Origin of the sequence: Streptomyces sp. SID12501 (genome assembly GCF_010550245.1) — a bacterium.
Classification (GTDB): Bacteria; Actinomycetota; Actinomycetes; order Streptomycetales; family Streptomycetaceae; genus Streptomyces.
This window is the reverse complement of sequence record NZ_JAAGLU010000051.1, coordinates 37475-49451: the sequence shown is the minus strand read 5'-3', so window position 1 is coordinate 49451 and position 11977 is coordinate 37475. Positions and strand designations below refer to the sequence as shown.

Annotated in this window: 11 protein-coding genes and 1 pseudogene; 9 read left to right on the top strand and 3 right to left on the bottom strand. The window is 68.9% G+C overall.

Annotation, left to right across the window (positions count from 1 at the left end):
* The 8 genes and pseudogenes from G3I71_RS40360 to G3I71_RS40325 form a co-directional block, all read left to right on the top strand.
* Positions 1-1332, top strand: a pseudogene (locus G3I71_RS40360) (hypothetical protein); the annotation flags it as partial.
* A 9-nt stretch (positions 1333-1341) separates the two neighbouring features.
* Positions 1342-1755, top strand: a complete 414-nt coding sequence (locus tag G3I71_RS40355; RefSeq protein ID WP_010984127.1) for a roadblock/LC7 domain-containing protein — start codon at positions 1342-1344, stop codon at positions 1753-1755.
* Positions 1756-1863: 108 nt separating this feature from the next.
* Positions 1864-2262, top strand: a complete 399-nt coding sequence (locus G3I71_RS40350) for a DUF742 domain-containing protein (protein WP_006375303.1) — start codon at positions 1864-1866, stop codon at positions 2260-2262.
* Positions 2243-2818, top strand: coding sequence for an ATP/GTP-binding protein (locus G3I71_RS40345; RefSeq protein WP_006375318.1), 576 nt, complete (start codon positions 2243-2245; stop codon positions 2816-2818). Before G3I71_RS40350 ends, G3I71_RS40345 begins: the two co-directional genes overlap by 20 nt.
* A 378-nt stretch (positions 2819-3196) precedes the next feature.
* A complete protein-coding gene (locus G3I71_RS40340; protein ID WP_164323058.1) occupies positions 3197-6544 on the top strand; it encodes a nitrate- and nitrite sensing domain-containing protein in 3348 nt (1115 codons plus the stop codon).
* A 10-nt stretch (positions 6545-6554) separates the two neighbouring features.
* The gene (locus G3I71_RS40335; protein WP_164323062.1) at positions 6555-6968 is read left to right on the top strand and encodes a roadblock/LC7 domain-containing protein; all 414 of its coding nucleotides are present in this window, start codon (positions 6555-6557) and stop codon (positions 6966-6968) included.
* A gap of 96 nt (positions 6969-7064) precedes the next feature.
* The gene (locus G3I71_RS40330) at positions 7065-7652 is read left to right on the top strand and encodes a DUF742 domain-containing protein (RefSeq protein WP_164323056.1); all 588 of its coding nucleotides are present in this window, start codon (positions 7065-7067) and stop codon (positions 7650-7652) included.
* Positions 7633-8214 carry an ATP/GTP-binding protein gene (locus G3I71_RS40325; protein WP_006375305.1) on the top strand — a complete coding sequence of 194 codons (582 nt, stop codon included), beginning with the start codon at positions 7633-7635 and terminating at the stop codon, positions 8212-8214. The genes G3I71_RS40330 and G3I71_RS40325 overlap by 20 nt, the downstream gene beginning before the upstream one ends.
* 151 nt (positions 8215-8365) lie before the next feature.
* Here G3I71_RS40325 and G3I71_RS40320 read toward each other — a convergent pair whose 3' ends face one another.
* Together G3I71_RS40320 and G3I71_RS40315 are read right to left on the bottom strand one after the other, a co-directional pair.
* Complete coding sequence (locus G3I71_RS40320; protein ID WP_164323054.1) at positions 8366-8557, bottom strand: acyl-CoA carboxylase epsilon subunit; 192 nt, start codon at positions 8555-8557, stop codon at positions 8366-8368.
* Between the two features lie 71 nt (positions 8558-8628).
* A complete protein-coding gene (locus G3I71_RS40315; RefSeq protein ID WP_164323053.1) occupies positions 8629-10236 on the bottom strand; it encodes an acyl-CoA carboxylase subunit beta in 1608 nt (535 codons plus the stop codon).
* 342 nt (positions 10237-10578) lie between these two features.
* Here G3I71_RS40315 and G3I71_RS40310 point away from each other — a divergent pair, with 342 nt between their 5' ends.
* Positions 10579-11196 carry a YceI family protein gene (locus tag G3I71_RS40310; RefSeq protein ID WP_164323051.1) on the top strand — a complete coding sequence of 206 codons (618 nt, stop codon included), beginning with the start codon at positions 10579-10581 and terminating at the stop codon, positions 11194-11196.
* A gap of 136 nt (positions 11197-11332) precedes the next feature.
* Here the strand turns inward: G3I71_RS40310 and G3I71_RS40305 are convergent, their stop codons facing one another.
* On the bottom strand, positions 11333-11968 hold the full coding sequence (locus G3I71_RS40305) for a YdeI family protein (RefSeq protein WP_164323049.1): 636 nt from the start codon (positions 11966-11968) through the stop codon (positions 11333-11335).
* Between the last annotated feature and the right edge of the window lie 9 nt (positions 11969-11977).

Below are 11977 nucleotides of genomic sequence, written 5' to 3'. Positions count from 1 at the left end.
GGCTTCGGCGGTCAGGCGCCGGGTGCCCCGCAGGGCCTGCAGGCCGCCGGCGGCTTCGGTGACAGCGCCGGCGCCCGTCAGGGCCAGGACGCCTTCGGCAACAACGCAGGCCGTCAGGACGGCTTCGGGGGCTCGCGTGGCCCCGTACCGCCGCAGCGCGGGGAGGGACAGGGCGGCGGGCGCCGTCCGCAGCTCCCGCCGCGTGGCGGTGCGACGCGTCCGGAGCTGCCCGGTGGCAACGCGCCGTCGCGTCCGAGCTGGAGCGACGAGAACGCGCAGCCTCCGGTGCCGCGTGCCTCGCTGGACACCCCGCGCGGTCACGAGGAGCCGGACTCCACTTCACGGATTCCCCGCCTCGACGATCTCCAGAACCCGGGTGTCACCTCCGAGTTCGCCCGCCCCGACTTCAACGCGCCCCGTCCTGGCGGTCCTTCGGACACCGGCCAGTTCCCGCTGCCCGGCTACAACGGCTCCGGCGACACCAACGGCCAGCAGAACAACGGGTCGTACGTCCGCTCGGACGTCTTCGGTACCCCGCCCGGCGGACCGCAGAGCCCCCAGAACCCGCAGAACAACGGGCAGTTCACGCCGTCGTCGTACGACAGCGGTTCGACGGGGCAGTTCCCCGCGCCGACCGGGTACGACTCCGGCTCGACCGGCCAGTTCCCCGCGCCCTCCGGGCTCGACGGCCGGGGCCCGGTGCCCCGCCGTCCGCAGGACCCGTCGTCCACCGGCCAGTTCGAGCGCCCGCAGCCTGGCGCGGGCCGTGGTCCCGCCGACTTCGGCGTCTCCCGTCCGCCGGTCCCGCCGCGCCCGCCGCAGCCGGAGGCACTGCCGCCGGCGAGCGGTCCCGGTGACGGACGGACACCGCTGTACGACACCCTGGAGACCAACTGGTTCCACGGGCAGGGTCAGCCGCCGTCCAACGGCAGCGGTAACGGGAGCAGCACCAACGGCAACGGTTCGGTGCTCTCGCAGCCGTCCTCCGTGCCGGCTCCCCCGCGTCCGGCGACCTCGCCGGCCTCGACGACCGGCTCCTGGCGCACCTCGCCGAACGACGAGCTGGTCCGGCAGGCCGCCGGCGTCCGCCAGCCGGCCGCCGGTGGCGTCACTACTTCCGGCCTTCCGCGCCGGGTCCCGCGTGCGAACCTCGTACCGGGTACGGCTCAGCAGCAACAGCACCAAGGCGGTCCGGCGGTCTCGCGTGCGCCCGATGACGTGCGCGGCCGACTGACCAATCTCCGTAGGGGCATCGCCCAAGGTCGACAGGCCGGTTCCGGCCCCGACCAGACGGGCAGCTTCCCCAGCCCCACTCACCAGCAGGAGCGATAGTTGAGCCAGATGAGCCAGGCGGCACAGAACCTCAACTGGTTGATAACCAACTTCGTGGACAACACCCCCGGTGTGTCCCACACCGTCGTCGTGTCCGCCGACGGCCTCCTTCTGGCGATGTCGGAGGGGTTCCCCCGGGACCGCGCCGACCAGCTCGCCGCCGTGGCGTCCGGGCTCACCTCGCTCACCGCGGGTGCCTCGCGCATCTTCGAGGGCGGCACGGTGGCCCAGACGGTCGTCGAGATGGAGCGGGGCTTCCTCTTCCTCATGTCCGTCTCGGACGGATCGTCGCTGGCGGTCCTGTCCCACCCCGAGTGCGACATCGGCCTTGTCGGCTACGAGATGGCGCTTCTGGTCGACCGGGCGGGCGCAGTGCTCACCCCCGACCTGCGTGCCGAACTGCAGGGCAGTCTGCTCCACTGACCGCTTCTGATCCACCCGCCTCACCAAAACACCGTCCGGCCGCCACATCTCCCCCACCGGCCCTGTCAGACGGCACGACTGACCGACGCTGTCCCGCCCGGAGGATTCATGACCCCGCCCACCGCCTCTCATGATCCGTACGCTCATACGTACGAGGACGAGGGCGACCAGCCGTTGGTCCGGCCGTACGCCATGACCGGCGGCCGGACCCGGCCGCGCTACCAGCTCGCCATCGAGGCGTTGATCAGCACGACGGCCGACCCGGCCCAGCTGATGGGTCTGCTGCCTGAGCACCAGCGCATCTGCCACCTGTGCCGTGAGGTCAAGTCGGTGGCCGAGGTGTCGGCGCTCCTGGCCATGCCCCTCGGTGTGGCCCGCATCCTCGTCGCGGACCTCGCCGAGGCCGGACTGGTCGCCATCCACCAGCCGGGCGGCGACGAGAACAACGGCGGTGCACCAGCGGTGACACTGCTCGAAAGGGTGCTCAGTGGACTTCGCAAGCTCTGACGGGGGCCGGGCGACCACCTCCGCGAAGATCGTGGTCGCGGGCGGGTTCGGCGTCGGCAAGACCACGTTCGTGGGCGCCGTCTCGGAGATCAACCCGCTGCGTACCGAGGCCGTCATGACATCGGCCTCGGCGGGCATCGACGACCTCACCCACACCGGGGACAAGACCACCACCACGGTGGCCATGGACTTCGGCCGTATCACCCTGGACCAGGACCTGATCCTGTACCTCTTCGGTACGCCGGGTCAGGACCGTTTCTGGTTCATGTGGGACGACCTGGTGCGCGGCGCGATCGGTGCCGTGGTCCTGGTCGACACCCGTCGGCTCGCGGACTGTTTTCCCGCGGTCGACTACTTCGAGAACAGCGGCCTGCCCTTCGTCATCGCCCTCAACGGCTTCGACGGGCACCAGCCGTACAACCCCGAAGAGGTGCGTGAGGCTCTGCAGATCGGGCCGGACGCTCCGATCATCACGACGGACGCCAGGCACCGCTCGGATGCGAAGAGTGCGCTGATCACGCTGGTCGAGCACGCGCTCATGGCACGCCTGCGGTAGCCGGAACAACCATGCCCTACGGCAGTTGTCGTAGATACACCGGAGCCGACTGTGGCCTTTGACACGGTCGGCCCTGGTGTTCATAACGTTTCGACAGAGATATCTGGTGGTATGGCCACGCGTCGCGGTCGCCTGGTCTCGCTGCGCTCACATAGGCCCCGTCTTTTGACGGGGCTCGTTCTTTATGACCGTTTTATCTGGGGCTTACATCGTTATGGATCTTCGCATTCCGACGTTTGGAAGAGCGAAGGCTCACGTGCTGGAATGCCTGAACTGCCTAATAGTCAAAGACGTACCTCCACGGAGGGGCTTTGACTTACCGGCTCTGAAAGACTGCGGCACAACGTTGGTGCCTTCCGCCGAGAGGTTGTTGGTCGAGTGAGGCGAAGCAAGAACGGTCCCGAGCCGTCGGCGCGGGGCAACTTCACCCCGCCGCCGCGCGGAGTGACGTCCGGCCCTGTGCCCGGCTCGGAGCCGATGGCGCCACTCCCCCCGAGCGGCAGCCGTTTCTCTCCGCGCAACTGGCGCGTGCCGACCAGGCTGAACGCGATCCTGCTCATACCCGTGGTCGTCGGCCTGATCATGGGCGGCTTCCAGGTGAAGAGTTCGATCGACACCTGGCAGCAGGCCGAGGACGCCGAGAAGACCGCGCGCATCGTTCAGGCCGCCCTGGTTTACAGCGACGCCCTCTACCAGGAGCGCGACATCACCGCGGCCCCCCTGCTCCAGGGCAAGGGCGAGGACGACGAGACGGTCGTCAAGGCCCGCGCGGTCACCGACAAGGCCGCCGACGCCTTCGACGCCGCCGCGCAGAACATCCCGCAGCGGGCGAGCCTGGAGCGCCGCCTGGAGCTGTTCCGCGAGGTCGAGCCCCAGCTGCAAGCGATCCGGGCCGCTGCCTACACCTCGAAGCTCACCGGTGTGCAGTCCGAGGAGAGCTACACCGCCCTCACGCACACCCTGAGCGAGTTCTCCAACGAGCTGGGACTGGGCACGGGCAACAAGACGTACTCGACCTCCTACGGCCGTGTCGTCTACGCCCTCTCGCTCACCAAGGCCGCGCTGTCGCTGGAGCGTGCCATCGGCATGCACCTGCTGATCAAGCCCGGCCCCGACCCGGCCAGCTTCCAGGGCCAGCGCATCGCCCTCTCCTCGTACGCGTACCTGGAGCGGATCGCCATCGCCGAGTACATCGGCGGCGGTACCGAAGCGGACGCCAAGAAGCTTCAGGACGCCAGCGCACAGGTCACCGCCCAGGGCAAGGAGATGGCCGCGCAGGCCACCCAGGCCGCCGCGGCCAAGGGCGAGACGTATGTCGCGCCGCCCTCCGACCCCAGCAAGATGATCGCCGGCCTCGCCGCGCTGTCCTCGACCGACGCCAGTGACCGCGCCAACCTCGCGGCGAGCGGGATCACGCCGCAGAACTGGTGGGCGGTCAACACGCTCAAATACAACATGTACCTGAAGCTGGAGACGAACCTCTCGCAGAGCGCGGTGGACGAGGCGGCGACCATCTCCGACGACGCCAAGCGCGACGCGTTCATCGTGGGAGCGGCCGTCGTGGTCGCCCTGCTCGCCGCGTTCATCCTGGCCGGCATGGTGGCCCGCCAGATGAGCCGCGCGATGCGCCAGCTGCGCAACGCCGCCTTCGGTATCGCCGAGCAGCGCCTGCCGATGCTGGTCGACCAGCTCTCGCGCACCGACCCCGGACGCGTCGACACCCGTGTCGCCGCCATCCCCATCAACACCACGGACGAGATCGGCGAAGTCGCCCGCGCCTTCGACCAGGTCCACCGCGAGGCGGTCCGGCTGGCCGCCGAGCAGGCCATGCTCCGAGGCAACATCAACGCGATCTTCACCAACCTGTCGCGCCGCAACCAGTCCCTGATCGAGGGCCAGCTGACCCTGATCACCGACCTGGAGAACAACGAGGCCGACCCGGACCAGTTGGAGAACCTCTTCCGCCTGGACCACCTCGCGACCCGTATGCGCCGCAACGGCGAGAACCTCCTCGTCCTCGCCGGCGAGGAGCCGGGCCGCCGCTGGGACCAGCCGGTCCCGCTGGTCGACGTCCTGCGCGCCGCCTCCTCCGAGGTGGAGCAGTACGAGCGCGTCGAGCTGTCGGGCGTACCGGAGGCCGAGATCCACGGCCGCGCGGTCACCGACCTCGTGCACCTGCTCGCCGAGCTGCTGGAGAACGCCACCACGTTCTCCTCCCCGCAGACCAAGGTCCGCGTCACCGCGACCCGTCTCCCCGACGGCCGCATCATGGTCGAGATCCACGACAAGGGCATCGGCCTCACGGCCGAGGACTTCGCGGACATCAACCACAAGCTGGCCAACCCGCCGACCGTGGACGCCGCGATCTCCCAGCGCATGGGCCTGTTCGTGGTCGGCCGCCTGTCCGACCGGCACGGCATCCGCGTCCAGCTCCGCCCCTCGGGCGAGCAGGCCGGTACGACCTCGCTGGTCATGCTCCCGGACGCCATCACCCACGGTGGCGGTGGCGAGCAGCAGATGCAGCGCGACGAGTTCACCGTCTCGCAGATCATCCCCGAGCAGCAGCAACAGCAGTACGTCGGCGAGAACTTCCAGAGCGCCCAGATGCAGCCGATGCGTACGGCGGCCGAGCTCGGCTTCGACGACAGCCGCTACACCGAGGTCCCCGACGACATCCGCGAGCTGGACCCGGTGGGCCGCTCCCTGATGCGTGAGGAGCGCAGGGCGCAGCTCGAGGCCCAGGCGCACCCCGAGTCGGGCCCACAGGAGGCCAACGAGGTCCCCGCGTACGGCGATGACTTCAGCGCGCCGAACGGCCGGCCGTCGGCCCTGGAGGAGCCCTTCGCGGGCTACGACCAGCAGACCGCGTACGAGGAGCGGCAGCAGCCGTCGTACGAGGAGCAGCCGTACTTCAACGGGAACGGGAACGGAAACGGGAGCAACGGCTTCCAGCGGACGGACGACTTCACGTCGACCGGCAGCGAGTACCCGTCGACGAACGGCGGCTACCCGGAGCCCGCGTACGCGGAGCCCGTCCAGGAAGAGCCCGCCCCGGCCCACGCCTCCGCCCCGGAGAGCTTCTCGGCCTTCGAGGAGCGGCGGTACCAGGACGACTGGCCGCAGCCGGACGGTTACCAGAACGGGCACAGCTCCGAGTACGCTCCGGAAACGGAATCCGCGCAGGCCGCTGACGTGAGTGAGCGAAATCACGTAGGCTTCGAGCGTCCGGGACCGGCGCCCTCCGCCGCCCATGCGCTCACCGATGCCGGGCTCCCCCGGCGTGGATCCACCACGAGCGGCACCAGCAACGGCACTGGAAACGGCGTCTCCCGGCAGCACGTGGGCCAGGAAGCACCGGCCCCCGTTTCCGTCCCCGCGGAGCAGAACGGCACCGCGAACGGGAACGGAACGGGTCCCGACGACTGGCGCTCGGCCAACGACGAGCGCTGGCAGCAGGCCGCACAGCTCCGCAAGCCCAAGGCGGGCGGAGTGACCTCCTCAGGCCTGCCGCGCCGGGTACCGAAGGCCAACCTGATCGAGGGTGCCGCGGAAGCGACTCTCCAGGGCGGCCCGTCGGTCTCGCGCGCTCCCGAGGACATCCGGGGCAGGTTGAGCAACCTGCGCCGGGGCGTCCAACGGGGACGCACGGCAGGCAGTGAGACGAACGGCCAGGCCACCAGGAACCATCACGGTGGGCCTGACAGCACCTACAACCAGGAGCGTTAGTGTGAGTCCGATGAGCCAGGCGGCGCAGAACCTGAACTGGTTGATCACCAACTTCGTGGACAACACCCCCGGGGTGTCGCACACAGTGGTGGTCTCCGCCGACGGACTCCTTCTGGCGATGTCCGAAGGCTTTCCGCGAGACCGTGCGGACCAGCTCGCCGCTGTCGCCTCCGGTCTGACCTCCCTCACCGCGGGTGCCTCGCGTATTTTCGAGGGCGGGAGTGTGAACCAGACAGTGGTGGAGATGGAGCGGGGGTTCCTCTTCCTCATGTCCGTTTCCGACGGTTCCTCCCTCGCTGTGCTCGCTCACCCCGAGGCCGATATCGGTCTCATCGGGTACGAGATGGCACTTCTGGTCGACCGTGCCGGCACGGTCCTGACACCCGATCTGCGTGCGGAGCTCCAAGGGAGCATTCTCAACTAACAGTCAGACGGTGCGTTTTGGCGTCCCGGGGCGGTAGGTTTCGGACGCGGCGCCACAGTGATGCGGTGCCCGGCGCAGTCGGAGGAGGAGAAGAAAGTGGCAACACCCCCAGGCGGTTCGCCCTCGGGCAATTGGTCGTACGGCCCTGGCCAGGGTCAGGACCAGGGTGACCAGAACCGGTACAACTTCCCCTCCGCACCGAGCCACCGTCGGCAGCAGCCGTACGCGCCCCAGAACCCGCAGGGTCCCGGGCCGTCGCCGTACGACCAGCCGCCGGCGCCGCGCATCCAGCCCGTGAAGCCGCAGCGCCGTTATCCGGAGCCGTCGCCCGCCGGGGGCGCGAGTAGTCCCCTGGTGCGTCCTTACGCCATGACCGGCGGCCGGACGCGCCCGCGTTACCAGCTCGCCATCGAGGCGCTGGTGCACACCACTGCGCAGCCGCACCAGATGCAGGGCCAGTTGCCCGAGCATCAGCGCATCTGCAACCTCTGCCGAGAGATCAAGTCGGTGGCCGAGATCTCGGCGTTGCTGACCATCCCCCTCGGCGTGGCCAGGATCCTCGTCGCCGACTTGGCGGAGGCAGGCCTGGTCGCCATTCATCAGCCCGGCGGCGACGAGAGCGCCGGCGGGCAGCCAGCCGTGACTTTGCTCGAAAGGGTGCTCAGTGGACTTCGCAAGCTCTAGCGGAGGGCCTTCCCGCTCCACCACGTCCGCGAAAATCGTGGTAGCGGGCGGCTTCGGCGTGGGCAAGACCACGTTCGTCGGGGCCGTCTCGGAGATCAATCCGCTGCGTACCGAGGCCGTCATGACGTCCGCGTCCGCGGGCATCGACGACCTGACGCACACCGGGGACAAGACGACGACGACCGTCGCCATGGACTTCGGCCGTATCACCCTGGACCAGGACCTGATCCTGTACCTCTTCGGTACGCCCGGCCAGGACCGCTTCTGGTTCATGTGGGACGACCTGGTGCGTGGCGCGATCGGCGCGATCGTCCTTGTGGACACTCGGCGCCTCGCGGACTGCTTCCCGGCGGTCGACTACTTCGAGAACAGCGGCCTGCCGTTCGTGATCGCGCTGAACGGGTTCGACGGCAGTCAGCCGTACAACCCGGACGAGGTGCGGGAGGCTCTGCAGATCGGGCCGGACACGCCGATCATCACGACCGACGCGCGTCACCGTGCGGACGCGAAGTCGGCGCTGATCACGCTTGTGGAGCACGCGCTGATGGCTCGTCTGCGGTAGGCAGGTGCTTGTGCGGCCACTGGGCTGCCTCTGACGGTCGTAGGCCGTCTGCGGGCAGATTCGGTGGCCGTTCGCGCTTCCCGCGCCCCCAGGCACGCAGAAGGGCCCCTCTCTCTTGAGAGGGGCCCTTCTTTCTTGTCGTGCTGTAGGGCTAGTGCCAGCTGTGCGGGGCGCGGAAGCCGCCCTCGCGCTCCAGGCGGCGCCAGCCGGCCTTCGGGCGTCCGCGGTGGGCCGGGGCCGCCGTCGGTGCCGCTGCCGCACGGGCCAGCAGGATCGCCGTGATGGCGGCGACCTCCTCGGGCTCGGCGTGGCCCTTCTCGACGCGAATGTCAGAGGTACTCATAGGTCACAGTCTCCGTGAGAGAGGTTTCCGCGGATGTACCGCGAAGGATCCGCCGGGTTACCGGGCGGGGATCACTGAGGGGGGTTGCCGTGCTTTCGCGAGGGCAGGTCGGCGTGCTTGGTCTGCAGCATCGCCAGCGACCTGATGAGCACCGAGCGGGTCTCGGCCGGGTCGATGACGTCGTCGACCAGACCGCGCTCGGCGGCGTAGTAGGGGTGCATCAGCTCGGACTTGTACTCCTTGACCATCCGAGCCCTCATCGCCTCGGAGTCCTCTGCATCCGCGATCTGGCGGCGGAAGATGACGTTGGCGGCACCTTCGGCGCCCATCACGGCGATCTCGTTCGTCGGCCAGGCGTAGGTGAGGTCGGCGCCGATGGACTGGCTGTCCATGACGATGTACGCGCCTCCGTACGCCTTGCGCAGGATCAGCGAGATCCTCGGAACGGTCGCGTTGCAGTAGGCGTAGAGCAGCTTCGCGCCGTGCCGGATGATTCCGCCGTGCTCCTGGTCGACGCCCGGCAGGAAGCCGGGGACATCCAGCAGCGTGACGATCGGGATGTTAAAAGCGTCACACATCTGGACAAAACGTGCAGCTTTTTCCGATGCCTCGATGTCCAGGACCCCGGCGAGGCTCTGCGGCTGGTTGGCGACGATGCCGACGACCTGGCCGCCGAGCCGGCCGAGCGCGCAGATGATGTTGCGGGCCCAACGCTCGTGGATCTCGAGGTAGTCGCCGTCGTCGACGAGCTCCTCGATGACCTTGGTCATGTCGTACGGCCGGTTGCCGTCGGCCGGGACGAGGTCCAGCAGGATGTCGCCGCGCCGGTCGGCGGGGTCCTCGGAATCGACGCGCGGCGGGTTCTCACGGTTGTTCTGCGGGAGCATCGCGAGGAGGTAGCGGACCTCGGCGATGCAGGTCTCCTCGTCGTCGTACGCGAAGTGCGCCACGCCGCTGGTCTCGGCGTGGACGTCGGCGCCGCCGAGGCCGTTCTGGGTGATCTCCTCGCCGGTGACCGCCTTGACGACGTCCGGGCCGGTGATGAACATCTGCGAGGTCTCGCGGACCATGAAGACGAAGTCGGTGAGAGCGGGCGAGTAGGCCGCGCCACCCGCGCACGGGCCGAGCATCACGCTGATCTGCGGGATGACGCCGGAGGCCTTGGTGTTGCGCTGGAAGATGCCGCCGTACCCGGCCAGGGCCGAGACGCCCTCCTGGATACGGGCGCCGGCGCCGTCGTTGAGCGACACCAGCGGGGCCCCGGCCGCGATGGCCATGTCCATGATTTTGTGGATCTTCGTGGCGTGGGCCTCGCCCAGCGCGCCGCCGAAGATACGGAAGTCATGGGCGTACACGAAGACCGTACGGCCCTCCACCGTGCCCCAGCCGGTGATGACACCGTCGGTGAACGGCTTCTTGGCCTCCAGGCCGAAGCCGGTCGCCCGGTGCCGGCGCAGCTGCTCGACCTCGTTGAAGGAGTCCGGATCGAGGAGCAGGTCGATGCGCTCCCGGGCGGTCAGCTTGCCCTTGGCGTGCTGTGCCTCGGTGGCCTTCTCGCTGGGCCCGGCCAGAGCCTGCGCACGGATCTGGTGCAGCTCGGCCACGCGCCCGCGTGCGTCCGTCGGCTCCCCCGTCGGCTCGCCCGTGGACTCACCCTGCGCCTCATCCAAAACGGTCATGTAGCGACCATACGAAGCCGAGCCGCAAAACCGGGCCGTCGACTCCGTACAGTCTCCGGCACGTTTTCCTGGTACCCCTGAACAGAACGACCTCGGCATGCAGGCGACCCGACTGCTCAGAGGGCATGCGCGTTGTAGGGATTCCACAAAGCCATCGAGCGAACGCCGAGTCGGGCGCGAGCAGCGTAACGGCCCTCCGGAGCTCACCGAGCGGGACTACGCCACTCGAAGTAACGTCGTGAACACCCTGCGGATAATGTTGAACATTGAACGGAATAGGGCTACGGTTCATCTCGTTGGACTGATTAAAGATTCAATAACCCGTCCCCAAGGAGTCCCGTCATGAGCATCTTCGGCCGCAAGACCACCGCCGACAGCGACGCCGCCACCTCGTCCGTGGCAACCGCGGTGGCCCCCGAACTCGCCGCGCTGACCGGCGACTACACGATCGACCCGTCCCACACGACCATCGGTTTCGTCGCCCGGCACGCCATGGTGACGAACGTCAAGGGCAGCTTCCAGGAGTTCGAGGGCACCCTGCACCTCGACGGCACCGACCCCGCCAACTCGACGGCTTCCCTCGACATCACGATGAACAGCATCGAGACGGGCTCCGCCGACCGTGACGGTCACCTGAAGAGCGCGGACTTCTTCCGCACCGACGAGTTCCCGACGATGACGTTCCGCTCCACCAAGGCGGAGTCCCTGGGCGGCGCCGACTACCGCATCACCGGCGACCTGGAGATCCTCGGCACCACCAAGCCGATCTCCATCGACCTGGAGTTCAACGGCGCGGCGAAGGACCCGTTCGGCAACGAGCGCGTGGGCTTCGAGGGCAAGGCGGAGATCCTGCGCTCGGACTGGGGCCTGAAGTGGAACGCGGCGCTGGAGACCGGCGGGGTACTCGTGTCGGACAAGATCAAGCTGAACTTCGACATCTCGGCCATCAGGAACGCGTGACACGAAGCGTGCCGCTCCGGATGCCGCGACGCCGGCACGGAGCGGAGACGAACCGCCCGCCGGTCGTTCCCCGACCAGGCGGGCGGACGTGTGTCGACGCCACGACTCCCGCCCCGACTTCCTCCCCAACTCCCTTTCACGCTCGCGGACTTGACGCCACTTCCGCCAGTGCGGCGACGGCCGCCGCGATGCGCGCGGTCCGGACGTCCGGCGTACGGGCCTTGAGCAGCGGCAGTACGACCTGGTACTGGTCCGTCCTGCCGAGCGCCTCGAAGGCCGCCTTGGCGCGAGGGTCACGCTCCAGCGCGGCGACGAGGTCGTCCGGGACGGAGGCGTTGCGTTGCGACTCGTACGCCGCCTCCCAACGCCCGTCCGCCTTGGCCGAGTCGACCTCCGCGAAGCCGCCGGGCCGCATCAGCCCGGCCGCCGCGAGCTCCGGCACCCTCCGCACATTGACCATCGACCACACGCTGCCCCGCCGACGCGGGGTGATCTTCTGCAGGAAGTGTGCGGTGTCGAGGCTCTTGCGCTGCCCGGTGATCCACCCGTGACAGAGGGCCATGTCGTTGACCTCGCCGGCTGTGACGGAGGCCAGACCCGAGCCCTTCTTCGCGACCTTCACCCAGAGGCCGAGGGTGTCCGGAGGCTGGTGCGCGGTCAGCCAGGCGTCGAGGGCGGGCGCGTCGGCGAAGGACTCGACCGGCAGGCCGCCGAGTACGTCGGGCGCATCGGGCGCGTCGAGTTCGTGGGCTGCTTTGTCGGGGGTGGTCATGGGGACACA

Bases quoted from the DNA above. Each gene is read 5' to 3' on its own strand.
- G3I71_RS40310 (WP_164323051.1), top strand. From the start codon at position 10,579: ATGAGCATCTTCGGCCGCAAGACCACCGCCGACAGCGACGCCGCCACC.
- G3I71_RS40355 (WP_010984127.1), top strand. From the start codon at position 1,342: ATGAGCCAGGCGGCACAGAACCTCAACTGGTTGATAACCAACTTCGTG.
- G3I71_RS40315 (WP_164323053.1), bottom strand. From the start codon at position 10,236: ATGACCGTTTTGGATGAGGCGCAGGGTGAGTCCACGGGCGAGCCGACG.
- G3I71_RS40320 (WP_164323054.1), bottom strand. From the start codon at position 8,557: ATGAGTACCTCTGACATTCGCGTCGAGAAGGGCCACGCCGAGCCCGAG.
- G3I71_RS40305 (WP_164323049.1), bottom strand. From the start codon at position 11,968: ATGACCACCCCCGACAAAGCAGCCCACGAACTCGACGCGCCCGATGCG.
- G3I71_RS40335 (WP_164323062.1), top strand. From the start codon at position 6,555: ATGAGCCAGGCGGCGCAGAACCTGAACTGGTTGATCACCAACTTCGTG.
- G3I71_RS40350 (WP_006375303.1), top strand. From the start codon at position 1,864: ATGACCCCGCCCACCGCCTCTCATGATCCGTACGCTCATACGTACGAG.